Annotated in this window: 24 protein-coding genes; 22 read left to right on the top strand and 2 right to left on the bottom strand. The window is 54.6% G+C overall.

Annotated elements, in window-relative coordinates; translation table 11 throughout:
- Window positions 1-5: 5 nt before the first annotated feature.
- From NST96_RS17575 to NST96_RS17485, 19 genes are all read left to right on the top strand, one after another.
- Window positions 6-2,036 (top strand): sugar phosphate nucleotidyltransferase, encoded by a 2,031-nt coding sequence (locus NST96_RS17575; protein ID WP_342404269.1) that lies wholly within the window; start codon window positions 6-8, stop codon window positions 2,034-2,036.
- Window positions 2,037-2,182: 146 nt separating this feature from the next.
- The gene (locus tag NST96_RS17570) at window positions 2,183-3,595 is read left to right on the top strand and encodes a phosphoglucomutase/phosphomannomutase family protein (RefSeq protein ID WP_342404268.1); all 1,413 of its coding nucleotides are present in this window, start codon (window positions 2,183-2,185) and stop codon (window positions 3,593-3,595) included.
- A gap of 612 nt (window positions 3,596-4,207) precedes the next feature.
- On the top strand, window positions 4,208-5,473 hold the full coding sequence (gene ltrA / locus NST96_RS17565; RefSeq protein WP_024985202.1) for a group II intron reverse transcriptase/maturase: 1,266 nt from the start codon (window positions 4,208-4,210) through the stop codon (window positions 5,471-5,473).
- 227 nt (window positions 5,474-5,700) lie between these two features.
- Window positions 5,701-6,348, top strand: a complete 648-nt coding sequence (locus NST96_RS17560; protein ID WP_031932973.1) for a serine/threonine protein kinase — start codon at window positions 5,701-5,703, stop codon at window positions 6,346-6,348.
- Window positions 6,349-6,454: 106 nt separating this feature from the next.
- Window positions 6,455-6,907: a signal peptidase II gene (gene lspA, locus NST96_RS17555; RefSeq protein WP_035988805.1), complete on the top strand. Its 453-nt coding sequence runs from the start codon at window positions 6,455-6,457 to the stop codon at window positions 6,905-6,907.
- A gap of 53 nt (window positions 6,908-6,960) precedes the next feature.
- A complete protein-coding gene (locus NST96_RS17550) occupies window positions 6,961-7,890 on the top strand; it encodes an RluA family pseudouridine synthase (RefSeq protein ID WP_031932972.1) in 930 nt (309 codons plus the stop codon).
- 54 nt (window positions 7,891-7,944) lie between these two features.
- Window positions 7,945-8,346, top strand: a complete 402-nt coding sequence (locus NST96_RS17545) for a VOC family protein (protein ID WP_003386199.1) — start codon at window positions 7,945-7,947, stop codon at window positions 8,344-8,346.
- Window positions 8,347-8,482: 136 nt separating this feature from the next.
- Window positions 8,483-9,850, top strand: a complete 1,368-nt coding sequence (locus tag NST96_RS17540; protein ID WP_342404267.1) for a hypothetical protein — start codon at window positions 8,483-8,485, stop codon at window positions 9,848-9,850.
- Between the two features lie 249 nt (window positions 9,851-10,099).
- Entirely contained in the window at window positions 10,100-10,639 is a 540-nt protein-coding gene (gene pyrR / locus NST96_RS17535; RefSeq protein WP_003386197.1) for a bifunctional pyr operon transcriptional regulator/uracil phosphoribosyltransferase PyrR, read from the top strand.
- Window positions 10,640-10,791: 152 nt separating this feature from the next.
- Entirely contained in the window at window positions 10,792-12,147 is a 1,356-nt protein-coding gene (locus NST96_RS17530) for a solute carrier family 23 protein (protein ID WP_031932970.1), read from the top strand.
- 190 nt (window positions 12,148-12,337) lie between these two features.
- Window positions 12,338-13,282 carry an aspartate carbamoyltransferase catalytic subunit gene (locus NST96_RS17525; RefSeq protein WP_342404266.1) on the top strand — a complete coding sequence of 315 codons (945 nt, stop codon included), beginning with the start codon at window positions 12,338-12,340 and terminating at the stop codon, window positions 13,280-13,282.
- Window positions 13,252-14,532 carry a dihydroorotase gene (locus tag NST96_RS17520; RefSeq protein ID WP_327956674.1) on the top strand — a complete coding sequence of 427 codons (1,281 nt, stop codon included), beginning with the start codon at window positions 13,252-13,254 and terminating at the stop codon, window positions 14,530-14,532. Before NST96_RS17525 ends, NST96_RS17520 begins: the two co-directional genes overlap by 31 nt.
- A gap of 16 nt (window positions 14,533-14,548) precedes the next feature.
- Window positions 14,549-15,646, top strand: a complete 1,098-nt coding sequence (locus tag NST96_RS17515) for a carbamoyl phosphate synthase small subunit (protein ID WP_031932968.1) — start codon at window positions 14,549-14,551, stop codon at window positions 15,644-15,646.
- A complete protein-coding gene (carB, locus tag NST96_RS17510) occupies window positions 15,630-18,842 on the top strand; it encodes a carbamoyl-phosphate synthase large subunit (protein WP_031932967.1) in 3,213 nt (1,070 codons plus the stop codon). The genes NST96_RS17515 and carB overlap by 17 nt, the downstream gene beginning before the upstream one ends.
- 80 nt (window positions 18,843-18,922) lie before the next feature.
- A complete protein-coding gene (gene pyrF / locus NST96_RS17505) occupies window positions 18,923-19,627 on the top strand; it encodes an orotidine-5'-phosphate decarboxylase (RefSeq protein ID WP_031932966.1) in 705 nt (234 codons plus the stop codon).
- Window positions 19,628-19,652: 25 nt separating this feature from the next.
- Complete coding sequence (gene pyrE, locus NST96_RS17500) at window positions 19,653-20,297, top strand: orotate phosphoribosyltransferase (RefSeq protein ID WP_003386189.1); 645 nt, start codon at window positions 19,653-19,655, stop codon at window positions 20,295-20,297.
- Between the two features lie 211 nt (window positions 20,298-20,508).
- Entirely contained in the window at window positions 20,509-21,249 is a 741-nt protein-coding gene (gene nfsA / locus NST96_RS17495; protein WP_003386188.1) for an oxygen-insensitive NADPH nitroreductase, read from the top strand.
- A 150-nt stretch (window positions 21,250-21,399) separates the two neighbouring features.
- Window positions 21,400-21,852, top strand: coding sequence for a hypothetical protein (locus NST96_RS17490; RefSeq protein WP_003386187.1), 453 nt, complete (start codon window positions 21,400-21,402; stop codon window positions 21,850-21,852).
- Window positions 21,833-22,720, top strand: coding sequence for a tetratricopeptide repeat protein (locus tag NST96_RS17485; protein ID WP_003386186.1), 888 nt, complete (start codon window positions 21,833-21,835; stop codon window positions 22,718-22,720). Before NST96_RS17490 ends, NST96_RS17485 begins: the two co-directional genes overlap by 20 nt.
- Here the strand turns inward: NST96_RS17485 and NST96_RS17480 are convergent.
- Together NST96_RS17480 and NST96_RS17475 are read right to left on the bottom strand one after the other, a co-directional pair.
- Window positions 22,711-23,331, bottom strand: a complete 621-nt coding sequence (locus NST96_RS17480) for a YdcF family protein (RefSeq protein WP_031932965.1) — start codon at window positions 23,329-23,331, stop codon at window positions 22,711-22,713. The genes NST96_RS17485 and NST96_RS17480 overlap by 10 nt on opposite strands.
- A 113-nt stretch (window positions 23,332-23,444) precedes the next feature.
- Window positions 23,445-24,062, bottom strand: coding sequence for a TetR/AcrR family transcriptional regulator (locus tag NST96_RS17475; protein ID WP_003386184.1), 618 nt, complete (start codon window positions 24,060-24,062; stop codon window positions 23,445-23,447).
- Between the two features lie 149 nt (window positions 24,063-24,211).
- On the opposite strand from NST96_RS17475, the gene kynU reads away from it, so the two are divergent.
- The 3 genes from kynU to NST96_RS17460 all read left to right on the top strand — a co-directional run bounded on the left by kynU (window position 24,212) and on the right by NST96_RS17460 (window position 26,944).
- Window positions 24,212-25,498, top strand: coding sequence for a kynureninase (gene kynU / locus NST96_RS17470; protein WP_024982935.1), 1,287 nt, complete (start codon window positions 24,212-24,214; stop codon window positions 25,496-25,498).
- Window positions 25,499-25,544: 46 nt separating this feature from the next.
- Window positions 25,545-26,180: an arylformamidase gene (gene kynB / locus NST96_RS17465; RefSeq protein WP_003386182.1), complete on the top strand. Its 636-nt coding sequence runs from the start codon at window positions 25,545-25,547 to the stop codon at window positions 26,178-26,180.
- A 68-nt stretch (window positions 26,181-26,248) separates the two neighbouring features.
- Window positions 26,249-26,944, top strand: coding sequence for a tryptophan 2,3-dioxygenase family protein (locus NST96_RS17460; RefSeq protein WP_227277748.1), 696 nt, complete (start codon window positions 26,249-26,251; stop codon window positions 26,942-26,944).
- Window positions 26,945-26,974: the final 30 nt, after the last annotated feature.

The following is a 26,974-nucleotide window of genomic DNA, read 5'->3' as shown; positions in this document are numbered from 1 at the left end:
CGTGGATGAAGGCTGTAATCTTGGCGGACGGAAAGGGCGAAGAGCTCCTTCCATTGACCGTGCGTACTCCAAAAGCGATGGTACCGCTATTGAATCGCCCGTGCATGGAGTACACGGTCGAGCTCTTAAAGCAGCATGGCATTACAGATATTGCCGTTTCGCTAGAGTACCTTCCCGAGCTGGTTCGGGATTACTTTGGCGACGGTTCCCGGTTCGGCGTTGCACTTACCTATTTTGAGGAGCAGAGGCTGTCTGCAGGCGATGAAAAAAATCGGCAGAGCCTTGCGGAATTTCTGAATGATACAAGCGTCGTCATTCGCGGAGACATCTTGACCGACTGCAATCTGTCGGAAGCCATTGGCTTCCATCGGGAAAGGCGTTCGATGGCGACTCTGGTGCTGTCTGGTGACGAGTCTCGTTTACAAGGTCTCCACGTATGGACAAATCGGGAAGACAACGTAACAGGGGTTGCGGAACAATCAGTCGAAGAAGGCAGTTTTGCCTTGGGTACGGGAATTGTGTTGATAGAGCCGGAGATTTTTTCGCTGCTTGAGGATGAAGGCGAACTAGCGGAACCGGAACAGCTTGTTCACTCGCTTTTCCAACAGGGAATCCCTCTGAGCGGTTATGTCATGAAGGCGTATTGGTCGAAAATACACTCGCTGATGGAATACAAGCAGGTTCAATGCGATCTGCTGGACGGCAAGGTGGACAGGGCTATCCCCGCCAGGCAGCTGGCTCCCGGAATTTATGTGGAGGGAGATCTTGCAATCGATGCCTCTGTGAGATTGGAAGGACCGCTCCTGATCGGAAAAGGGGTCCACCTGCAAACAGGGACATCGGTTGGGGCTTACTCTGTCATCGGGAGCCGATCTGTCGTAGCAGAAGGGTCAGCATTGACACAAACGATCCTCTGGGAAAACAGCTATATCGGGATGCAAGCGGATGTGTCGGGCAGTATCCTCGGGAGAAACACAAGCATCGGCGATTGCGTCCTGCTCGGGGAGAACACAGTCGTGGGGGATGGTTGCCGCATCGGACGCGCAGCCAGTGTCAAAGCCGGTGTGCTGATCTGGCCCCACAAAGGAATTGAGGAAGGAGCAACGGTGAACCATACGGTTATTTTCGGCAATACGCAGCCGAGGAGGTTGTTTGACAGCCAAGGGATTACGGGGATAGGGAATGTTGACATAACCCCGGAGTTTGTTTCCCGACTGGCTGCTGCCTACGCCTATCAGCTTCCGCCGGGGAGCCGAATAGCGCTTTGCGATTGCGATCATCCATTTGCTCAATTGCTCAAGCATAGCGTCATGACCAGCCTATGTGCAGCAGGGATTGATACAATCGATTTCGGTGTCGGTATTGCGCCTCAGCTTCGCTATGGTGTACAAAGCCTTTCCTGCACCGGCGGCATCCATATCCAGATGGCAAAGCAGCATGGAGAAAAGCAGGTAACGCTTCGATTTGCGGATCAAGACGGATTGCCCATCAACCGTGAGATGCAGCAAAGCATCGAGTTGTCATGTAGACAGGAGATGTACGCTCGTTCCCTGGGGCGCTTGGGTCAGCTGCATGTGGAGCATCGCGTTTGGGATGCGTATAAACAGGCATTGTTTATGCAAGTCGATGGCGGAACAATCAAGCACAGGGGATATACAGTACTGGTTGAATGTGAATCCCGTTTTTTGCTTAGCCTTTTATATCCTTTATTCACTGAACTGGGAATGACCGCTTTGGTTGGCTCGATTGCCGACGGCGTCAGCAGCTATCAGGCGGATATGGGCGTACGGCTTCTGCAAAGCGGGGAAGCGCTCGAGCTGTTTTCCCATACGGGCGAGCGGTTGACGGAGGACCAGCTTGCCGATCTGCAAATGATCTTTTGCGAGACGAGAAGCGAGGGAACCAATGAGGCCCGTTTCCATCCAAAGCTGGATGCCATCTACATACTCATGTGCATCGTAGATTACCTTTGCAAAAAGGAGCTTTCGCTGGCGGATTTGGTTCTTCAGAGACGGGCTGCGCTCCGTTTGCAGTGAGGCAAAAGATAGCCGGTTGTCCATGGTTATCAGAGGGAAAATCGCCGCGTAAAATGTGGGAGGAAGGAAATCTGCAGCCTTTCCATTTTAAATGGATCCATAAAGGAGACGAGAGAAATGAAGCAAGAGAGCTGAGGTGAGACAATGTGAATGCAATACGCTTTGGCACGGACGGCTGGCGAGCCATCGTAGCTGATGAGTTTACGATGGAAAATGTACGGGTCGTGGCCCAAGCCATTGCTGCTTATACGAAGGCAATCGGTCAGGAGGAGCAAGGCATTATCATCGGTCATGACACCAGGTTTTTGGGGAGACGCTTTGCACTTGCCGTTGCCGGTGTCCTGGCCGCCAATGGCATTCGGACGTATTTGGCAAACGAATCCGTCCCGACGCCTGTTGTCGCTTTTGGAGTCAAGCATTTTGCCGTCAGCGGGGCGATTATGATCACGGCCAGTCATAATCCTCCCGAATACAACGGCATCAAGTATATACCCGATTACGCGGGACCGGCAACGCCGGAGATTACCGAGAGACTGGAGGAGGAAATTCAGCGCATTCAAAACGGGGGAGAAGTGCTGTCGATCACCCCTGAGGAAGCAGTAGCCCGCAGGCTTCTTGAAGTAATTGTGCTGCGTCCCCACTACGAAGCCCATCTGCGTCGCATGATCCATTTTGACAAGATGAGGCAGGCGCATCTTCGTGTTGTGGTCGATCCCATGCACGGTGCCGGGATTGGCTATGTCAGCCGCATGCTTGCAGAAGCAGGCGTAGAAACCTGCGGGATTCGGGATACGGCTGATCCATTTTTCGGCGGACAGCTGCCCGAGCCAAAGGATCAGCACCTTTCTTTGCTCAAGCAGGAGGTCATCAAGCAGAAAGCGGCATTGGGACTCGCCAATGACGGCGATGCGGATCGCTTTGGCGTCGTGGACCGGTTCGGCCAGTATTTGACGCCCAATGCCATCCTCGTTCTGGTCGCCTATCATCTCGTAAAAAACAGGGGGCTTCGCGGCAGAATCGTTCGGACGGTCGCTACTACTCACTTGCTCGATCGGTTGGCGGAGCGTTACGATCTGGAGCTGGTGGAGACGCCTGTCGGGTTCAAGTACATCGGTGCCCAAATGATGCGAGGCGATGTGCTGCTGGGCGGAGAGGAAAGCGGGGGTGCCAGTATTTTGGGTCACATCCCGGAAAAGGATGGCGTCCTGATCAACCTGCTCTTGGCGGAGATGTGTGCGTGGGAAAAGAAAGGCATCGACCAGACGCTGCGGGACGTGTATGACGAAATTGGCGAACTGTTCAGTACGCGTATGGACATCCGGTTGCCGGAGAAAACGCCTTGGCTGGAGCAAATCAGGACCGTTTCTCCTGCAAAAGTGGGACCTTATGCTGTCACAGGCGTGAACAGAATGGACGGGATCAAGCTCTTGCTCCAGGGAGGACACTGGGTCCTGATCCGCCCGTCCGGTACAGAGCCGCTTTTGCGGATTTATTGCGAGGCAGCGAGTGTCGGAGCGCTGAACAAGATAACGGAAGCCATCCGCGAGTGGTTTTCGTAGCCAGCAACGCGTAGAATCGGCGGCCCTTTCACTTTTTCCGGTGAAAGGGCCTTTTTGGTGCGCCCAGCATGGGCGATAGCTATAGGGTGAAAGTCCCGAACGGGGGTTGGCTGTACCAACCGTTAGCTCAAGGCAAGGGTGTCGACCGCGAGGTCGAATCTGAAGGAAGCCGGCGGCAAAATCCCGACCTGAGGTACACGAACCCAATTTGAGGCTGTTGTATCCGGGCGAGTCTGCCAAACAAGACAAAGCCCCATACAGCCAAGGGATACAGTAGTAAACTTGGGCAGGTACATGGGATGAAAGTTATCGTTCTTACCTGGGGAGGTCTGCATGAAACGCCTTCAACTGTTGGTAACCGTCTCCGTAAGGAGACGCTGAACATGCAGAAGTCAGCAGAGGCCATAGTACCCGAGTAGAGGACGCTTGAATGGGGAAGGGCCGAACATCAAGTCAGCATGCGATCCATGTCTTTTGATACGGTACGTCGAAGCAGAATTCTGTCAAGGAACTACTTTTGAAGAGCAGGGGTGAAGCCCCGAGGGTACAAAAGAGGGCTGAGTATCGTACAGCAAGCACGGAGTCCGCATGTGCGAAGGAAGGAACATCATTATGGATTTGCTGGAAAAAGTCTTATCACGGGAAAACTTACGGATGGCACTCCAACGAGTGGAGGAAAACAAAGGTGTCGGTGGAGTCGATGGTGTTTCAACCGAACAACTACGCGATTATCTACGTGAACACTGGCAAGCCATCCGCGAGAAGATGGAAAGGGGAACCTATAGACCTTCACCTGTTCGCAGAGTCGAAATCCCGAAACCTGACGGTGGTGTAAGGTTATTAGGCATTCCCACCGTGGTAGACCGCTTTATTCAGCAGGCCATCCTCCAAGTGTTAACGCCGATCTTCGACCCCACCTTCTCGGAATCTAGCTATGGGTTCCGTCCAAAACGTAGCGCTCACATGGCAGTAAGGAAAGCGCAAGCGTATATCTCCGAAGGATATCGTTTCGTGGTGGACATCGATCTAGAGAAATTCTTTGATCGCGTAAATCATGATATTCTAATGAGCCGTGTGGCTCGAAAAGTTCAGGACAAGAGAATTTTAAGACTGATTCGTTCCTACTTGAATGCGGGGATCATGATAAATGGCGTCTGTACAACATCAAGTGAAGGAACACCGCAAGGTGGGCCGTTAAGCCCACTTTTGGCAAATATCCTACTTGATGATTTGGACAAGGAACTCGAAAAGAGAGGCCACCGTTTCTGCCGCTACGCAGACGATTGTAATATCTACGTGAAAACAAAACGGGCAGGGGAACGAGTAAAGAAGAGTATTCAAAACCACTTGGAGAAGGTACTAAGGCTAAAAGTAAATGAGGAGAAAAGCGCGATAGACCGACCATGGAAACGAAAATTCTTGGGCTTTAGTTTTACCTTTGCAAAACAGACAAGGATTCGCATCCACCCCAAATCCCTCCTCAAGCTAAAAGAGAAAATCCGCACGATCACGAATCCGGTGTGGAGCATCTCGATGGAGAAGCGGATTGAAAGAATAAATCAGTACCTCATGGGCTGGATTGGATATTTCGCCCTTGCAGACGCGAAGGGCATTCTACAATCCATTGAGGAATGGACAAGGCGCAGGCTCCGTCTTTGTTTGTGGATGCAGTGGAAACGCGTGAGAACCAGATATCGAGAACTTCGTTCTCTTGGCATATCTCACGTAAAAGCCATTGAAATTGCAAATACCCGCAAGGGTGCATGGCGTACCACAAAGTCTCCGCATATACACAAAGCCCTCGGCATTGCCTACTGGCAACAACAAGGGCTGAAAAGCTTAGTGCAACGATATTCTCAAATTCGTCAAGCTTGGTGAACCGCCGTATACCGAACGGTACGTACGGTGGTGTGAGAGGACGGGGGTTAGTCGCCCCCTCCTACTCGATTGAGTTGCCGACCGTTTTGGCGTTTTGCTAGAATCAAAAGAAGCTATCTTGGTCTCGTTCGACCCGCCCAATAAATCTTGTCTGGAGGAACGAGTGGATGCTTTTTTTGCATCAGACTGCCAAATGCCAGCTTTTTACTCATGAAAGAAGTGGACACATGCGCATTCATCGGGATGTATTAACCCCCTTTTTGCAAACGGTAAAAATAGAAAGTCGCTCACCGGATGATCCTGTGGTCGTTCTGTCGACCCCCTATCCATGGGAATTGGTCGGTACGGGAAATTATGCGGCCGTATTCGGACATCCCGATTATCCCGACGTCGTCGTCAAGCTGTACGCACCGGGACGGCCGGGTTGGGAACAAGAGGTCGAGGTCTACCGGAAACTGGGGGAGACACGTTCGTTCCCGGTATGCTACCAGGCGGAGCCGCACTATCTGGTCTTGAAGCGGATACGCGGCATTTCCTTGTACGATTGCTTCCGCTACGGGATTCCCGTCCCTCCCCAGGTGATCGAGGATGTGGAGGAGGCGTTGCAGGAGGCCCGCTCGAAAGGCCTGTTTCCACATGACGTTCACGGCAAAAACGTCTTGATGGACCGAGGCCGCGGCTATTTGATTGACGTCTCCGACTACTACAAGAGCGACAAGCCGGACAGCAAGTGGCGTGATCTGCGAAAAGCGTACTACCGGTTTTATTTGCCGTTTATCAAAGACCGCGGCTGGAAAATGCCGCTCTGGCTTTTGGAAGGAATCCGGAGGGGGTATCGCTATTACAAAAAGCTGTCCAGGCTGCTGCGAAAGTAAGTGGCCGAGAGGCGAGATTGTTGAGCTATGCCACCTATGGTAGAATTATATTTTGACGTGAATCTTTTGCGGCTGTCTGTAGTCGGGATTTAAGGAGGACTTCCATATTATGTACTTTATCATCGCTGCCGCCATTATTGCGCTTGACCAGTGGACAAAGTCTCTGGTGGTAAAACATATGGAGCTGGGACAGTCGATTCCCTTGATTCAGGATGTGCTTCATTTGACATCTCATCGCAACACGGGAGCGGCTTTCGGCATCCTTGCGAACCAACGAATGCTGTTCGTTGTGATCACGATCGCGGTCGTGGTCGGCATTTTGATCTCGCTTATTCGGATCGGCAAGTCCCAACCGCGTGTTTCACTTGCGCTTTCGATGGTTTTAGGCGGAGCGATCGGCAACTTTATTGACCGCGTCACCACAGGGAAAGTAGTTGACTTTGTCGATGTGACCGTGATCAACTTCCCGATTTTCAACGTAGCCGACATGGCGATTACCATCGGTGTGGGGCTGCTTTTGCTCGATGTTCTGCTGGATAGCAAGCGCAAGGCCGTTTAATGGATAAACGGATATTGACGGATACTAGAGTGACTACACCAGAGGAGAGTATCATGGACGATTTGGAGTTGTTTGAAAGGTATGACTGGGTGGCAGAGCCATCGGATGCAAAAGAGCGCATCGATAAATTTATTACCGGGCAAAACGAGGAGTGGTCCCGCTCTCAGGTGCAGGCCTGGATCAAGGAAGGCCGAGTCTTTGTAAACGGAGAGCCGATCAAAAGCAACTACAAGCTGTCTGCCGACGATGAGGTGACGCTGCGCGTACCGCCGCCGAAAGAAATGGAGATCCAGGCGGAGCAGATGGCGCTGGATATTGTTTATGAGGACAGCGATGTCGTGGTCGTCAACAAACCGCGGGGCTTGGTCGTCCATCCGGCACCGGGACACTATTCGGGGACATTGGTGAACGGCCTGCTTGCCCATTGCAAGGATTTGTCCGGGATCAACGGCGTCCTCAGACCGGGTATTGTCCACCGGATCGACAAGGACACGTCGGGACTGTTGATGGTGGCAAAAAACGACAAGGCGCATCTGTCGCTTGCCCATCAATTGAAGGAGCATACCGTAGACCGCAAGTACGTGGCGATCGTACACGGGGTCATCCCGCACGAGATGGGAACGATTGACGCGCCGATTGGCCGTGATCCGAAAAATCGCCAGCAGATGGCAGTCGTCTTTGAGAACAGCAAGCCGGCCGTGACTCATTTTGTCGTGCTGGAACGCTTCAAAGAGTATACACTCGTTGAGCTGAAGCTGGAGACGGGCAGAACCCATCAAATCCGTGTACATATGAAGTACATTGGCTACCCGCTGGCTGGAGATCCGAAGTACGGACCGAAGAACACGCTTGATCTGGATGGACAAGCGCTCCACGCCAAAACATTGGGCTTTGACCACCCGCGAACAGGGGAGCGCCTGCAGTTCGAAGCGCCGCTGCCAGAAGAAATGGTCGATGTGATCGATTATTTGCGGCAAGCGTAAAGCGTACGATTGGAAGGGCTTTTTCAAGATGATCACAGTAACGGAGGCAAAGGTATGCTGCGAAGACTGGCACATGTCACGCTGTACGTGAGGGACTGCGAAGAGGCGCTGCAATTCTACACGGAAAAGCTGGGCTTTGAGGTGCGGATGAGTGCCAAAATGGACTCGGGAGCCTGGTGGCTGACGGTCGGACTCCCGGGGCAGGAAGTGGAAATTGTGCTGCACGACCCGACGCATTGGCACGATCAGGAGACGGCGGAACAAATGCTGGCCCTGGTAGGGAAAAATCCGATGTGGGTGTGGGAGACGGATCGGTTTGACGAGACGTATGCGACATTCCGCGAACGGGGAGTGCACTTTGTCACTGAGCCGCGTGATCAGATGTACGGGCGCGAAGCCATTTTTGCCGATCTGTACGGAAATCTGTTTTTGTTGATGGAGCCAGCCTTGGTATAGGTGTCACATAAAAGCGATGCGATTGGAAAACGCTAGGGATTGAGAAATCATTTCCCTGGCGTTTTTTGTTTGGGAGGTAACAAAAGACAGCCGAAATGCGTCGTACGATTGAACAAGAATGAGGGAGGCAAATGCGATGCGGAAGTGTGTTTCCATCCTGTCCGGTATCGTTTGCGCAGCAGTTGTGCTGTTTGCTGGCAGCGGTATCGGCAGTGCAGCCGAACAAATCCAGACACCTGAGAGAATATTTGAGGCGAGCGTACCTGCAAGAGTGGCGTTTACCAGCAACGCGCAATTATGGCTGCTGGACGGCAGTGACCCGAAGGCAAAACCCAAGCAGATCACGACAACCGGTGCAGTGGAGATTGCAGGATGGTCGCCAGACGGAAAATGGCTGTTTTACTTGCACAACCAAAATCCGGCTGATGCTTCATCCGGAAATGTTCTGTGGGCAGTGAAAGCGGATGGATCCGGAGCCTTTCAGGTGGACCCGCGCCGGGTTCTGGAGAAACCGAAATGGGCGAGTGATGCAAAGACCTTTGCATACATGGTTCAATCCACTCAAACAGGTGGTCCAGACAATGCCTATTCTCCCGAGTTCGTCGTGGCAAGACTGGATGGGGAGCGGGTACAGAAGCTGTTGGAGCAAAGGCGGGAGATTGAGGATTTTGCCTGGCTGCCGGATGGAAAGCGTCTGCTTGTGTCTGTTCCTGCTGCAAAGGGGCGTCCTATTACTTTGGAGTTGACCGATCTTGCAGGGAAAAAGCTGGCCGCCTATGCGCTGGGGGGGCCGCCGAATGTCGAGGAAGGCATCTATCCGTATTCGGCCGAAGGACTCACATTGTCCCCTGACGGCAAACGGGTGGCCTACTATGTCCGGGTTTCATCGGGCTCACTGTCGGCCGATGGCGTAAGCATTCAGCTTTTTGACCTGACGAAGCCGGACCGAAAGCCGGTCGAGATCGGGGTGGGGCTGGCTTATCCGGAATGGTTCTCCTGGTCGCCGGATAGTTCCCGATTGGCTTTTATCGACGGGAGCGGACGCATCGCAACGGAAAACAAACATCTGACCCTTGCAGATAAAGACGGCAAGATTGTACATGCAGGACAGCCTGGCAAAGTGGACGCCCTTCCGCGTTGGCCCGAGAAAGCAGCGGACAGCTTGTATTTTGCGAGAGGGTTTGAAAATGCGAAATGGCTCGGGAATTACGATCCGAAACAGCTTCTTATCTCCGGACAACGAATCTGGATGCGAGACACGCAAGGCCGTGCGCTGCCAGTCACCAAGGGACCCGAGGGTACAGCCGATACGTATCCCCACCCTTCTCCAGACGGAAAGCAGCTGATCTTTGTCCGATTGGATGGAGCTGAGCATGGCTCTGTCTACGCTCGCACAACGGATGGGCAAGAGAAAGAGCTGGTTCGCCATGTGACGGGTGACCCGGGATACTATGCGAATTATTTGCCCGAATGGGTGGGAGTTTACTGGATTCAATCTGAGTGAAATGATTCGAGGAATATGAAAAAGTGTTGACACCTTGCCCGATTCATGACATAATGTGTTCTGACGAATCGAGAACCTTTAAATCCAGTCCCGTGAGGCTGGCAAGGGCACGGATACAAGCATGGACAAAAGAGAATGGGGCTCTGCCGCTTTTCTTCTGTCATGCCCAGTGGCTTCTTGTCAACCGGCAAGAAGCTTTTTTTCATCTCGTCAAATATGTCAAGCTGTCAGTCGGGGGAGGAAATACACATGATCAACAAAAGCGTGATTATGGATGAAGCTGCGATCCGTCGGGCTTTAACCCGGATTGCCCACGAAATTATCGAACGCAACAAGGGCGTGGAAGACTGCATCGTCGTCGGCATCAAGACGAGAGGGATTTACCTTGCAGAGCGATTGGTTGAGCGGATCGAACTGATCGAAAATGTAAGAGTTCCTGTCGGACAGCTGGACATTACATTTTACCGGGATGATTTGCAGCACAAGTCCGAGGACGCCGTACTCCACGGTTCCCAACTGCCTGATGAAATTACTGGTAAAACGGTGATTCTCGTCGACGACGTGCTCTTTACCGGCCGTACGGTGAGAGCGGCGCTGGACGCGCTGATCGACAACGGGCGTCCGCGCATGATTCAATTGGCCGTACTGGTAGACCGGGGCCACCGCGAGCTGCCGATCCGGCCGGATTTTGTAGGAAAGAACGTTCCGACCTCGCGTAGCGAAATTATCGATGTACAGCTAGCGGAAGTGGACGCCATGGACATGGTGACCATTCGCCAGTTGATCTAACTGCATACACCTCTTTAAATGGCAATCCCGTGAGGTTGCAAAGAGGTACTTGCTTCCCGTCTTTCGATGGAAGGAGTATGCCTCTTTGCGCCTCTCGCAAAGAGGTTTTTTAGTAGACAGAAACGTTATACACGCACAGGGGGATATCGAAAATGAGTCAAAAAAACTTTGTTGATGTGCACGAAACGCCGCCGATCTCCAGGCTTTTGCCGCTCAGCATTCAGCACCTGTTTGCCATGTTCGGTTCGACTGTACTGGTGCCGATTTTGACAGGCCTGGACGTGGCGACCGCACTGTTTACCAGCGGGATCGGGACGCTTCTGTTCCTCTGGATTACAAAAGGAAAGATTCCAAACTACCTGGGCTCTTCCTTTGCCTTCATCGGTCCGATCATCACAGTGAGCCAGGCTTACGGAGTCGGCACTGCACTGCTCGGCTGTCTGCTCTCAGGCCTTGTCTACATCATCGTGGCGGCCATCGTCAAGAAGGCAGGTGTCAAGTGGCTGGATCGGGTACTGCCACCGGTGGTAATTGCGTCGGTCATCGTCGTAATCGGACTTAGCCTGTCTGTCGTCGCTGTCGATATGGCGACAAAGGTAACGGTAGACGGACAATCGCACCTGTCCTTGACCTCCATCGAGATTTCGCTTGTCACGATGATCGTGACAATCCTTGCGGCAGTGATGCTGCGCGGATTTTTCGCCCTGATTCCGATTCTGATCGGGATCATCGTCGGGTATCTTTACACCCTGCTCCGCCATCCCGATTTGATCGACCTGAACAAAGTGGCTGAAGCAAAATGGTTTGTCGGCTTCTCGGGGATGTTTCACGATCACTTCAAATTCGGCGAAGTTGCAGCTGTAATCGGCAATCCTTCCGCATGGGTTGCAGCGCTGATCATTGCGCCGGTCGCATTCGTGACACTGGCAGAACACTTGGGTCATCTGCTTGTTACGAGCAAAGTCATGGACCGTGACCTGATGAAAGACCCCGGCTTGCACCGCAGCCTTTTGGGTGACGGGATTGCGACCTCTCTGGCCGCGTTCATCGGAGGACCTCCGGCGACGACGTACGGCGAAAACATCGGAGTTCTGGCAATCACTCGGGTCTACAGCCGGGTCGTGATCGGACTGGCTGCTGTCTGTGCCATCCTGTTCGCCTTCGTCGGCAAAATCAGCACGCTGCTGATGACCATCCCTACACCGGTGCTTGGCGGCGTCTCCATTATCCTGTTCGGAATCATCGCCGCCCAAGGATTGCGCATGTTCGTCGAAAACAAGGTCGACTTTTCCAACAAGCGCAATATGATCATCTCTGCCGCGATCCTCGTAACCGGGATCGGCGGCTACAAAATAAGCTTCGAAGGTGCTACCTTCTGGCAGGCATTCCTGCACAATCTGACGATTGACAACATCGCCTTCGCTACCTTCCTCGGGATCATCCTGCACGTGATTCTCCCGGGGAAAGAATCGGCGATGGGGGAAGCTCACCGCGAAGCGCAATCCTGACACGTTCCAAATTCCTTTAAAACAGTCCCGTGAGGCTGGCAAGGAAGTAGGGCGCTGTTTGCCCTGCTTGTCGAACGAAGCGAAAAGCTTCTTGCCTATGCCCGCCTCACGCGGCAGCTTGGCAAGAAGCTTTTTTTGTACACATCTACAAGACGGTTTGGAGAAATCGGAAATAACGGAGGGATTCGAGATGAGTAACATGCGGCATCTGACTGGAATCAAGAATTTGTCTAGAGAAGAGATCGGCAGCCTTTTGAAGCGTGCGGATTTCTGGGCAAAGAGTCCGGGCGTGCAATCAGAGGTGTTGCGGGGACGCTTCGTCGCCAACCTGTTCTTTGAAGCAAGTACGCGGACCAGATTCTCTTTTGAAGTAGCCCAGAAGCGGCTCGGTGCCCATGTACTGAACTTCATCCCGGAGACCTCCTCCACGGTAAAAGGGGAAACCATCCTGGATACAGTGCGAACACTGGAAGCGATGGGCGTGGAAGCAGCGGTCATCCGGACTCGCAAGGACGGCCTGTTTGAAGAGCTGGCTGATCAGGTAGAGCTCCAGCTGATCAACGCCGGGGACGGTACGAACGAACACCCGACGCAGTGCCTGCTCGATTTGCTGACCATGCAGCAGCAATTTGGCAAAATCGAAGGGCTGAGCGTCGCGATCATCGGCGACTTGCGGCACAGCCGCGTCCTCGGCTCGCATCTGCACGCTCTGCCGAAAATGGGCGCCCATCTGCTGCTTGCGGGACCTGCGAGCATGATGCCGCAACCCCAGCTCGTCCCTCATGGAGTTCAAATCGTCGAAATCGACGAAGCCGTCAGGACGGCTGACGTGGTCATGATGCTGCGTGTCCAGCTCGAGCGGCACACCTCCTCGCTGTTCATATCCAAGGAAGAGTATCATCTGGCCCACGGACTCACGCTGGAGCGAGCACGCATGATGAAGCCGGGAGCGGTGATCATGCACCCTGCTCCAGTGAACCGCGGAGTGGAGATTCACACGGATCTGGTCGACTGCGAGCGGTCGCTGATCCATAAGCAGGTGACCAACGGCGTAGCGGCACGCATGGCCGTCATGGAAACATTACTGAGAGGGAGCGATGTGAAATGGGAATCATCCTTGGCAACGGCAAACTGATCAATCGGACGGGAGAGCTGATCCCCGCAGAGGTGCTGGTCACTGACGGACGGATCACGGCGATAGCGGAAAAGGTAGACAGAGCCGGACACGAGTGGATCGATTGCAGAGGCGGGCTCATTTCCGCTGGCTTCATCGATGTGCACGTCCACCTTCGCGAGCCTGGCCTGGAGCAAAAGGAAACGATCGCGACCGGAGCGAATGCGGCGGTGCGAGGCGGATTTACGACCATTGCCTGCATGCCGAATACCCGGCCCTCCATCGACAGTGTCGAGACAGTCCGCTACATCCACGATAAGGCACGCGAAGCAGGTGCTGCCCGCGTCCTCCCTTACGGCGCAATTACGATCCGCCAGTTGGGCAAAGAGCTGACCGATTTTGCCGGATTGAAGGAAGCAGGGATCTTTGCCCTCACAGACGACGGCGTAGGCGTGCAATCGGCCGGCATGATGAAAAAAGCGATGCAGGAGGCGGCGGCCTTGGGTCTTTCCATCGTCGCCCACTGCGAGGACGACACGCTCTTGCCTCCGGGCGGCGCGCTGCACGACGGCGTTGTGGCCGCCCGCCACGGACTGCCCGGCATCCCGTCGGAGTCTGAGTCGGTCCATGTGGGACGCGATATTCTGCTGGCCGAGCAGACAGGCGTTCACTATCACGTCTGCCACATCAGCGCCAAGGAATCCGTACGGCTGGTCCGCGACGGCAAACGCGCCGGAGTCAACGTCACCTGCGAAGTGACTCCGCATCATCTGCTTTTGTGCGATGAAGACATCCCGGAAGATTTGAATACGAACTGGAAAATGAACCCGCCGCTGAGGTCCCGGGACGATCGCGCGGCGCTGATCGCGGGTCTGAAGGACGGCACGATCGACATCATCGCGACGGACCACGCCCCGCATACGGCAGAGGAAAAGGCAAACGGCCTGGAGCGGGCGCCGTTTGGCATCGTCGGTCTGGAGACGGCCTTCCCGCTGCTGTACACAAACCTCGTTCTGACAGGCGAGCTTACATTGAAACAACTGGTCGATTTTCTCACGGTGAAGCCGGCTGACTGCTTCCAGTTGCCATACGGACGCCTGGAAATCGGAGCGCCGGCCGACCTGACCGTGATTGATCTGGATACAGAAAAAGAAGTAGACCCCGATACGTTTGCGAGCAAAGGCAAAAACACGCCGTTTGCCGGCTGGAAATGCAAAGGATGGCCTGCAGTAACACTGGTTGACGGAAAAATCGTTTACCGCCAAGCGTAAAAAAGGAGGAGCGAAGATGCGAGCGAGACTGATTTTGGAAGATGGTACGGAATGCGTCGGAACGGCGTTTGGAAAGGTGAAGGAAACATACGGTGAAGTCGTGTTCAACACGGGCTTGACGGGCTATCAGGAGGTATTGTCCGATCCGTCTTACTGCGGACAAATCGTCACGATGACCTATCCCTTGATCGGAAACTACGGGATCAACCGCGACGACTTCGAAGCTGTACGTCCGTATATCCACGGATTTGTGGTCAGAGAGCACTGCGACGAACCGAGCAATTGGCGCAACACCAGCACCCTTGACGAGCTGCTCAAGGCGTACGACATCCCGGGAATCGCCGGGGTGGACACGAGGATGCTGACACGGAAAATCCGCTACCACGGAACGATGAGAGGGCTCATCACGACGAGTGACGCTCCGCTTTCCGAATTGCTTGATTCGCTGCGCAGCACGCCGCTCATGACCGATCAGGTGGCCCGCGTATCGACCAAGAGCGTTTTCAGCTGCCCGGGGACGGGACATCGCGTGGTGCTGGTCGATTTCGGCGCAAAGCACGGCATCCTGCGTGAGCTGACCAAGCGCCAATGCGATGTGGTCGTGGTGCCGTACAACGTGACCGCCGAGGAAATTCGCCGCTTGCAGCCTGACGGAATCCTGCTCTCCAACGGCCCCGGCGATCCGAAAGACGTCCCGCAGGCGATCCGGATGATCAGCGAAATACTCGGAGAATACCCGATCTTCGGAATTTGTCTGGGCCACCAGTTGTTCGCGCTCGCATCCGGGGCGGACACGATGAAGATGAAATTCGGGCATCGCGGAGGCAACCATCCGGTCAAGGAAGTCGCCACCGAACGCACGTATATCACCTCGCAAAACCACAGCTACGCGGTGAAGGAAGAGTCGATCGCCGGAACCGGTCTGACGATTACGCATACGGCTCTCAATGACGGAACCGTGGAAGGGCTGAGCTGCCCGGAGAAGCGGGCCTTCTCGGTACAGTACCACCCAGAGGCCGCTCCGGGTCCATATGATTCGGGTTACCTGTTCGACCGCTTTATCGAAATGATGGAAAACGCCAAGGAGGAGAGTTCGCATGCCAAAACACGCTGATTTGAAAAAGATTCTGGTTATCGGTTCCGGTCCTATCGTGATCGGGCAGGCGGCAGAGTTTGACTACGCAGGCACGCAGGCTTGCCAGGCGCTGAAAGAGGAAGGACTGGAGGTCGTCCTGATCAACTCCAATCCGGCCACCATCATGACAGATACAAATATGGCAGACAAGGTGTATATCGAGCCGATCACGCTTGAATTTGTCACGCGTGTCATCCGGCAGGAAAAGCCGGATGGTCTCTTGCCGACGCTCGGCGGACAGACAGGCTTGAATATGGCGGTAGCCCTTGCCGAGGCAGGGGTGCTGGAAGCGGAGAACGTCAAGCTCCTCGGTACCAATCTGGATTCCATCAAACAAGCGGAAGACCGCGAGCTGTTCCGTGCGCTGATGAAGGAGCTGGGCGAGCCGGTGCCGGATTCCACAATCGTCAGCACGGTCGAAGAAGCAGTCGATTTTGCCAACGAGATCGGCTACCCGATCATCGTCCGTCCGGCCTACACGCTGGGCGGCACCGGCGGAGGCATTTGCGCGGACGAAGAGAGCCTTCGCGAGATTGTCGCCAGCGGTTTGAAATACTCGCCGATTACGCAATGCCTGATCGAGAAAAGCATTGCCGGCATGAAGGAAATCGAATACGAAGTGATGCGCGATGCCAATGACAACTGCATCGTGGTCTGCAACATGGAAAATATCGACCCGGTAGGCGTGCATACGGGCGACTCCATCGTTGTCGCGCCTAGCCAGACGTTGTCGGACCGCGAGTACCAAATGCTCCGCTCCTCCGCGCTGAACATCATTCGCGCACTGGGCATCGAGGGCGGCTGCAATGTGCAGTATGCGCTTGACCCGCACAGCTTCCAGTATTACGTGATCGAGGTCAACCCGCGCGTCAGCCGTTCTTCGGCCCTGGCCTCCAAAGCGACCGGCTATCCGATCGCCAAGATGGCGGCAAAGATCGCGATCGGCTACACCCTGGATGAGCTGCGCAATCCGGTTACCGGACAAACGTACGCTTGCTTCGAGCCGACACTCGACTACGTCGTGAGCAAAATCCCGCGCTGGCCATTTGACAAGTTCCAATCGGCCAACCGCAAGCTGGGCACCCAGATGAAGGCGACCGGAGAAGTGATGGCGATCGGTCGAACATTCGAGGAATCGATCATGAAAGCGATCCGCTCGCTGGAAGTGGGCACCTATCACCTGGAGATGAAAGGCGCATCGGAAATTGCCGAAGAAGAGCTGACGGCTCGCCTGATCGCTGCCGACGACGAGCGGCTGTTCCTTCTGGGAGAAGCGCTGCGCCGCGGATGGAGCCTTGAGAGACTTCACGACTTGACCAAAATCGACTTCTTCTTCCTGCACAAATTCCACAAGCTGGTGGCATTCGAGTCGGAGCTGGCTCAAGGTTTGACGGAAGAAAAGCTGTATACAGCCAAGCGCCTCGGATTTACGGACAGGAAAATCGCCGAGCTTGCGGGGCAAACCGAAGACGAGGTTCGCGCACTCAGAAAGCAGCACGGGTTTACGCCGGTCTTTAAAATGGTAGACACCTGCGCGGCTGAGTTTGAGGCGTCAACGCCTTACTACTACTCCAGCTACGAAGTAGAGGATGAGCGCATCGAGACAGGCAAAAAGCGGGTGATCGTGCTGGGCTCGGGTCCGATCCGCATCGGACAGGGGATCGAGTTTGACTACGCGACCGTACACGCTGTTTGGGCGCTGCAGGAAGCGGGCTACGAGGCGGTCATCATCAACAACAACCCGGAGACGGTCTCCACCGACTTCAACACATCCGACCGGCTCTACTTTGAACCGCTCTACATCGAAGACGTAATGAACATTATCGATGCGGAGAAACCGGAAGGCGTGATCGTCCAGTTCGGCGGTCAGACGGCGATCAATCTGGCAGACAAGCTAGCAGCCCGGGGGATCAAAATCCTGGGAACCAGTCTGGAGAACATCGACGCAGCAGAAAACCGGGAGAAGTTCGAGGCTCTGCTGCGCAATCTCAACATCGCCCAGCCGCCCGGAAAAACGGTCACCTCGGTACAAGAGGCAGTCGTGGCTGCGGAAGAGCTCGGCTTCCCGGTACTGGTCCGCCCGTCTTATGTGCTGGGCGGACGCGCGATGGAGATTGTCTACAACAATGACGAGCTGCTGGAGTACATGGAAAAGGCCGTAAAGGTAAACCCGGATCACCCGGTGCTGGTCGACCGCTACATGGTAGGGACCGAAGCCGAAGTCGACGCGATCTGTGACGGCGAAAACGTCCTGATCCCGGGAATAATGGAACACATCGAACGCGCAGGGGTGCACTCCGGCGACTCCATCGCGGTTTATCCGCCGCAGTCTCTGTCAGATGCGATCAAGCAGGAACTGATCGAGATGACGACCAAGCTGGCCCGCGCACTGCAAATCAAAGGGCTGCTCAACATCCAGTTTGTCATCTACAAAAACCAGCCGTACGTGATCGAAGTGAATCCGAGATCATCCAGGACCGTGCCGTTCCTCTCCAAAGTAACCGGCATTCCGATGGCCAACATCGCGACAAAGGCCATCCTCGGCCACTCGATCACAGAGCAAGGCTTTACACCGGGCTACCATCCGGAAGAAGCGATGGTTTCTGTCAAAGTGCCTGTCTTCTCCTTCGCCAAGCTGCGCCGGGTAGACATCACGCTCGGACCGGAAATGAAATCGACCGGGGAAGTCATGGGGCGTGAAAGCACCTTGGCCAAAGCGCTTTACAAAGGGCTGGTGGCTGCGGGCATGAACATCCCGACTCACGGCTCCCTGCTGGTCACCGTGGCAGACAAGGATAAAGAGGAAGCGCTGGGTATCGTCAAACGCTTCCGCATGCTCGGGTTCAAGCTGCTGGCTACGGCAGGGACAGCCGACTATCTGGAGCAGGCAGGTCTCCCCGTCACCCGCGTGAACAAATTGTCAGAGGGCACACCGAACCTCTTGGACATGATTCACAGGGGCGAAGCCAACATCGTGCTGAACACCTTGACCAGAGGCAAGACGCCGCAGCGCGACGGATTCCGCATCAGACGCGAAGCGGTGGAAAACGGGGCGGTATGTCTCACCTCGCTGGATACGGCGACGGCACTTCTGCATGTACTGGAGACGATCACCTTCTCCACGGAAGCCATGCCGGCGCAGCGCTCTGGCGCGCAAGTTGCGGTAACCGTGTAAGGGAACGGTAAGCTTGAATGAAACGGGATAGAAAAGAGGAGAGTAGTGTGCAATCACAACCAACAGATGTTCGCGAGCGGATGATCGTAGCGCTGGACTTTTCCACCAAAAAAGAAGTAGAGCAATGTCTGCAGCGCCTGGATGGACGGGTCCGCTATGTAAAGGTGGGAATGGAGCTGGCATACGCGGAAGGTCCGGCAATCGTGCACTTCCTGAAAGAGAAGGGCCTCAAAGTCTTCCTCGATCTGAAGGTGCACGACATTCCCAACACGGCCAAAGGAGCGATGCGAAGCCTGGCCCGCCACGGGGTAGACATGGTCAACGTCCACGCAGCAGGCGGCACACAGATGATGGCCGCTGCACGGGAAGGCCTGGAGCAAGGAACGCCGGCGGGCGCTGCACGCCCGCTCCTGATCGCAGTCACGATGCTGACATCTACGGGGAAAACGACGATGAACCAGGAGCTGGCTATTCCCGGGAATGTCGAGGATGTAGTCGTACACTACACGATGATGACGAAGCAAGCGGGCCTCGATGGGGTCGTTGCCTCTCCTCTGGAGGTCCCCGTGATCAAACAGGCAGCGGGCAGCTCGTTTATTACCGTGACTCCGGGGATACGGCCGCTCGGTTCGGACAAAGGAGACCAGACCCGTATCACGACACCGGAGAAGGCTTTTCAGCTAGGCAGCGATTATCTGGTCATCGGCCGGGCGATCACGGGTGCGCCGGACCCGGCGGAAGCATGGGAAAAAATCGTGCAAGAGGCAGAAGCGGCACGCATCTAGCGCGCATGGGGGAGGAAAAGCAATGATGACAAATACAAAAACTACTGCCAAGGAAATCGCGGGCAAATTGCTGGAGATCGGGGCCGTGCATCTGCGGCCGGATCAACCGTTCACCTGGACGTCGGGGATCAAGTCTCCGATTTATTGCGACAACCGGATCACGATGTCCTACCCGACTGTTCGCCGCCAGATCGCGCAAGCATTTGCGAAAGCGATCCGCGAAAAGTACCCGCAAGCGGAAGTGATCGCGGGCACGGCGACAGCTGGCATTCCGCATGCGGCTTGGGTGGCGGAAATTCTCGATTTGCCGATGATCTATGTTCGTGACAAGGCAAAAGGCCACGGGCGTCAAAATCAAATTGAAGGCGCCCTCCACAAAGGCCAAAAAGTAGTCGTCATCGAAGACTTGATCTCGACAGGCGGAAGCTCGCTGAAGGCGGCCCAGGCTGTAGCGGAGGAAGGAGCCGAAGTGCTTGGCGTGATCGCGATCTTCAGCTACCAATTCCCCGACGCTTCGGGGCTGTTCGCGGAAGCCGGCATTGAGGCAAGCACCTTGTCCAACTATACGGCATTGCTGGAAGCTGCCAAAGAGAACGGAGTTATCACTGCTGATCAGGAATCCATTCTCGCCGACTGGCGCAAATCGCCCAGAACCTTTTTTTCTTCCTGATCGCGTGTAGCACGAAGCAGAGTGACAACAGATCATCACGCTTGTGCAAAAAGCTGCGGATTTTCCCGCAGCTTTTTGCTGTTCAGACGAAAGAGGGGCAGACAAGCTATAATAGTGGTATCAGGCTTACGGGGGAAAAACCGAATCGGCAAACCATAAGGAAGAATAAGCTTGATCAAATATTCGTTCAGTTACCGACAGGAGGCATACGATGCAGACAGATGTAACCAGGTTGATCCAATCGCACCGCTCCATCCGCAAGTACACGGACAGACCGATCCCGGACGACGTGCTTGCGGATATTTTGGCAAGCGCCCAGTGGGCTCCTTCCTCGCACAACGTTCAAGCCTACAGCATTGTCGTCGTGCGTTCAGCGGAAAAGAAAAAACAGCTGGCCCAGCTATGCGGGGGACAGAAATGGGTGGAGACATGTCCCGTCTTTCTTGTGTTTTGCGCTGATTTCTACAAGTTGAAGCTGGCGAGCGACATGCACGGAAGCGAATTTTTGGCTGACGAGGTGGAAAATATGCTGGTGGCCGCCGTAGATACGGCATTGGCAGCGGAAAACGCGCTAGTCGCCGCTCGTTCTCACGGTCTGGGCGGAGTAATGATCGGCGGAATACGCAATCAGCCGGAGGATGTCGCCCGCCTGCTTAAGCTTCCTGTGCTAACCGCTCCGATCATGGGCATGTGCCTGGGCTATCCCGATCAAGACGTGGAGCAAAAGCCAAGACTGCCCAAGCGTGCGGTCATCCATGAAGAGGAATACCGGACGGAGCATTTGCCGGAAGCGCTGGAGGAGTACGAAGCGGTTTCCGCCGAATATTATGCCCGCAGAACAAGGAAAGATCATGCGGAAGGCTGGACCAAACAGATGGCCGATTATTTGCAAAAACCAAGGCGTCCGCATCTTGGCGACTTTTTAAGGAAGCAGGGATTTCCTTTGAAGTAGGAGCCGAGATCAGCCAGGGGGAACGGAAAAAAGTGCCCAAAGTTTCGCAGTAGGAAACCGGGCACTTTTTGTTTGTCAATTCTTGACAATGCTTGGTATGCTAGTAAGATTAATGGTGTTTGCATTATCGGGATTGGAGATGACAGTTTGTTGAACCGGGAGCTTTTACAGCCTTCTTTGGCGAATGGAGAGATACGTGTAACCAAATCTTACGACATTGATCGTTTTTTTTATCTCGGCTTTTTCGGCGGCGTGCTGCCGGTCATGATTTTGGGTACGAGAAATGCGATATGGCTACGGTGCAGCAAGAAGATGATCGCGATGCTGCTTGGAATCAGCTTGCTTCTTTGCGGATTGAAGCTCGCTTACGTCGCCTGGACGGGAGCCGACAGCGTAGCGCTTCTGTCACGGATCATGGGCGTCGCCCTGGCAGTTGTCTATCGATACGCCCAACGAAAGCGCTACAAGCTGCATTCCGTCATCATCGGTGAGGATCAGCCGATTTTTTGGTGGGGACTGCTTGCCGTGGTGGCCGGAATCGTATTCGACAGTTGGCTGGTGACGATGGGGAAGGGGATTCACGATGTCTTTGATCAGGGATGACAATAACGTAGCCTGGCAGGAAGCCATGCATTTGTACCACATGGGGCGCTATGAACAGGCAAAAGAAAAATTCATGCCGTTTTTGGCAACCAGTCAGGAGGACGGTCAGCTGCTGTTCTTCGTAGCCTATTGCTCTTTCAAGCTGGACCAGCTGGACGAAGCCGAGACGTTTGCCCGCGAAGCTTTGCGCGTCGGCTACTTCGGGGAAGAGGTATACTCGCTGCTTGGTATTATTTGCAAGGCAAAGGGCGCTTACGCTGAGGCGGAAGAATTTTTTTTGGCCGGCCTTGCCAAAAATCCGCAGGACGGCGATTTACTCGCCCAATACGGGTATTTGATGCTGGTCACCGGTTACGAGGAAAAGGCGAAGCTGTTGATGGCTGAAGCGATGCGAGTCGACCCGGAAAGCGAAGTCGTCCTGCACTACCATTACCATTTTTTGCGGGCGTACGATGAGGTCGAAGCCCAGCAGGAAACGATCCGAAAATACAACGAAATCGCCGGAAGTGATGTTGACAAGCTGCTGAAAATGGGGCTGGCCGCACTGGATCGGGGAAATTATCGGGAAGCCCGGGAGTGTTACCGGCAGGCCTATTTGCTGGATCCCGGCAATGAACCGCTCTTGTATGCGATCGAAGAAATCGACGAGATCATCCATCCGGTCTTTTTCCCGAATCGCTTGATGCAGAAAACGGGCGGGCCGGTCGTCTGGTGGATTTGTTTTATCGGGGCCGTTTTTCTTTTCGGCAAGCTAGACTGGGAGGGGGCTGCGGGAGTCCTCGCCATGGTCTACGTCCCTTTCTGCATATATACATGGATCTCCCCTTTCATTTACCGGGCAGTGCGAAAATGGGGGCGCTATCGGTAAAGGCCCAGCCACCTGAGCGGCTTGCTGGCTTGATAGCCGAGGTAATAGAACAACTCGCGAAGAAAAAAAGGAGCTTTTGTCTTCAGGCTTTGATAGGCTGAGGTGGGCGTCGGCGAGGAGTATGCCTCCATCCCCAGGTCGTGGGCCATGGCCAGAGAGCGTTTCATGTGCAGCGGATCGCTGACAATCGTAAAGCTGCGCCAGTTTGCGGTACGGGCAACCTCGAGTGCGAATGAAAGGTTTTCTTCCGTAATAGTAGAGCGGTTTTCCAACAAAATATCGGCAGGGTGCACCCCATGCTTGATGGCGTAATCGCGAGCCACCTCGGATTCGGCTTCGGCGCTGTCTGCGCTTTTGCCGCCTGTAAACAGGATTCCTTGGACATACCCGTTCTGGTACAGCCAGATAGCGTGGTCGATCCGTTCCCGAAACACCGGGGAAGGCTGCGAATCCCAGACGGCTGCTCCGAGGACGATGGCCGCATCTGTCTTTCCCCAATAGCGGACGGAGGCAAAGGACCAAATGCTGTAGGCTGCGTGAGACACCGTCAGTAGAACAAGCAGCGACAACAGCAATAAAACGCGGGTAGATCGCTTTTTTTTCATTTTCATGAAGAACCCCCAAGTGGAAACCGAAATTCCGTGAAAAGGAATGAAATTGTACAAATGCCGGAAAAAAGAGACTTGTCCGTCAACAAGCGGGCTGCAAGTCTCTTTTTTGCTGCTTATGAATACAATCCACCCGTATAGATGGCTGCCAATGTTTTCGCGATCTCGTCCAGTTGAGCTTGATGTTCTCCCCGAACGATTTCCCAGAGGTACATTTCATGCGAGTAAAACCAGCCGCGTGCGACCAGCTCCGGATCAAGTCCGGTCCGTGCCAAGCCGTTCTGCTGGGAATAGGCGATGTCCTGGGCAATTCTGTTGATGAAGCGCTCGCGGATCTCGGCCCATTTTTGCGAAGCAGAGGCCGAGACGCCAATCGCCTCTCCAAATACCTGCAGCATCTTGCGCTCAGACTCAGCCATTCGTAAAAAGGCAGTCGTCTGGTACAGAATAAGCTCTTCAGCTTCGGCGCGGGAAGCGGGTGTAAAGGGAAGCTCTGCAATACTGTAGAATGCCGTCATGACATCTTCCATCAAAACGATCAGGAGGTCATCCTTGCCTGTAAAGTGGACATAGGCGGTACCGTATCCTGTTTTTGCCCGCTTGATGATCTGGGAGATCGTCGCTTTGTGGAAGCCTTCCTCGCGAAATACTTCTTTGGCTGCTTCCAACAGCTTGTGCCGGGTGTGCAGCGAACGCAAATGGCGTCCATCCGTTACGCTCTTTGTCTCTTCCACAGCACCGCCCTCCTTTACCAACTAGAATACAGGGAAATAAGGGAAAAAGGAAGAGAGGCGGACTCCAAAGCCAACTAATTCAAAATATTGACACTATGTCAACTTTTCTGTAATCTTGTGCTAACAACCGATACGAAGGAGGTTTTCCCTTGAAGGAATCTGCGTTTTCGCCCACGGAAGAATTTGCTCTGGAGCAGGACAATCGCGATGCTCTGGGTCCTTTTCGCGAAGAGTACTACCTTCCGCAAGGTATTGTCTACCTGGATGGAAACTCGCTTGGGATGTTGTCAAAAAGGGCCGAGCGTACCCTCATGGACTCGCTGAACGATTGGAAACGGATGGGGATTGATGGGTGGACACAAGGGGAGCGACCGTGGTTTTACCAGGCGGAGAGGCTGGGGGCTTGTCTGGCGCCGCTTGTCGGAGCGGATCCCGATGAAGTGATTGCAAGCGGTTCCACAACGGTCAATCTCCACCAGTTGGCGTCCACCTTTTATCAGCCTGAGGGGAAACGGACCAAAATTCTCGCCGATGAGCTTACCTTTCCCTCGGATATTTATGCCTTGCAAAGCCAGATCAGGCTGCGTGGACTCGATCCGCATGAGCATCTGGTCTTGGCAGCCAGCCGCGATGGCCGCTTTCTGGAGGAGGACGACATCATCGCTTGCATGACTGAAGAGATCGCCCTGATCGTCCTCCCCACTGTTTTGTATCGAAGCGGACAGCTCCTCGATATCCCGCGATTGACGGAGGAAGCGCACAAGCGGGGAATCATGATCGGCTTTGACGGCTGTCATTCGGTCGGTGCGATTCCGCATCGATTCAGCGAATGGGATGTCGACTTTGCCTACTGGTGCAACTACAAGTACCTCAATGGCGGGCCTGGCAGTGTTGGCGCGCTGTACGTAAACCGGAAGCACTTCGGGCGGTTGCCAGGACTGGCCGGCTGGTTCGGATCGGACAAAGAGAAACAGTTTGATATGGAGCTGAGCTTTTCGCCCGCGCAGACGGCTGGAGCGTACCAGATCGGGACGCCGCATATTTTGAGCATGGCCCCCTTATTCGGAGCGCTGTCCATGTTCGAGGAGGCGGGAATAGACCAGATTCGCCAGAAGTCCTTGCAGCAGACTGCCTATTTGATGGATCTGCTTGATGAGGAGCTTGCGGATCACGGCTTTGTCATCGGAAATCCGCGAGAGGATGCGAGGAGAGGGGGACATGTCAGCCTGGAGCATCCGGAAGCGGCCCGCATCTGCAAGGCTTTGAAAGATAGCGGGGTGATTCCGGATTTTCGGGCGCCAAACGTGATACGCCTGGCACCAGTAGCCCTGTATACCTCATACCATGATGTATGGCGTGCCGTCCAAATCCTGAAGCGGATTATGGAGGAGCGGACGTATGAACGTTACGAGAACAAACGCGGCGTGGTCGCTTGAAGCACAATAAATCTGCCGGAAACGCAGGAGAGGAGCTGCCAGGAATATGAACTGGATTGACATATCGCGTCCGCTCGCGCCCGGTGCCCCTACATGGCCTGGCGATACGCCGTTTCACTACGAGGTGAGCTGGCCGAAATCCGAGAGCGGCTCTGTCAATGTAGGCAAGCTGACGATGAGCCTGCATACGGGTACACATGTAGACGCTCCTTATCACTTTGACGATGACGGGAATAAAATTCTTGATTTGCCGATCGAGATTTACATCGGTCCGGCTATAGTTCTGGATGTGTCCGGGAAACAGAGCGTCGGAGCCGCCGATCTGGACGGTATCGATCTGACAGGGGTGGAACGGCTTTTGCTCCGTACCGGCTCGTGGCCCGATCCTGGGCGTTTTCCTTCTGATATCTGTTATCTCCGCTCTGATCTGGCTCCTTTTTTAGCGGAGCAGGGCATTCGCCTGATCGGTGTCGACGTCCCGTCGGTCGATCCGCTGGACAGCAAGGAGCTGCCGGCTCATCACAGTCTGCACGCCTGCCATATTCACATTTTGGAGGGGCTGCTGCTGGATCATGTAGAGCCGGGACAGTACGAGCTGATAGCCCTGCCGCTGCCGCTCGTCCAGGCGGACGGAAGTCCTGTTCGTGCCGTATTGCGCCGTTTAGCACAGGGAAATGAATAAGACATCGCGGAGCCGGATGCTTTCGGCCATGCTGCTCGCTGTTACTTGAAAAAGGGGAGGAAAAGCCGTTGACCAGAGAGCTGTCGGATTACGAGAAATACATTCGGACAGAGGAACTGCTCGGGTTGCAAAAGCGTGAGGATGAGTTGGCGTGCGCGGATGAACTGACCTTTCAGGTGATTCATCAGATCGCGGAGCTGCATTTCAAACTCGTCATGCAATATCTGCAAATGGCCAAATCGGCGATGGTCGCAGGGGAGCCTGACAAGGCAAAGGAACAGCTGCACCGCGTCAATCTCCACATGAAGCATCTGCCGGAAGTATTTACGATGGTCAAAGTGATCAGTCCGTTGGATTACCATACCATACGGCTCGCGCTCGGGAGGGGCAGCGGACAGGATTCGCCGGGGTTCAATCAGATCCTCCAGTTTGGCCCGACCCTTTGGGAGCCATTTGAAAAGCTCCTGGGCGAAAAGGGACTGTCTCCTCTCGACGTGCACAAAGAGCCCACGGCACATCTCGCCTTGTATCAGCTGATGCAGGAGCTGATCCAGTTTGACGAGGGCTTCCAAAGCTTTCGCTATCAGCATCTGCAGCTAGTGCGCCGGATGATCGGCCTGGAGACAAACAGCCTCAAGGGGATACCGGCCCAAGCGCTGCAGAAAGGGGTCCGACACGAGTTTTATCCGGTGTTATGGAAGGCGATCAGCGAGTTGACCGACTGGACCGGCTCCAGCTACAATCCGCGGCCGCTCGGCGAGTAATCAGCTTCTCTCGAATGGAAAAATGTCTCC

The sequence above is a fragment of the Brevibacillus sp. FSL K6-2834 genome (assembly GCF_038592925.1).
Taxonomy (GTDB): Bacteria; Bacillota; Bacilli; order Brevibacillales; family Brevibacillaceae; genus Brevibacillus; species Brevibacillus borstelensis.
Note: the sequence above shows the minus strand (reverse complement) of the source record. Positions and strands in the feature narration are given on the sequence as shown.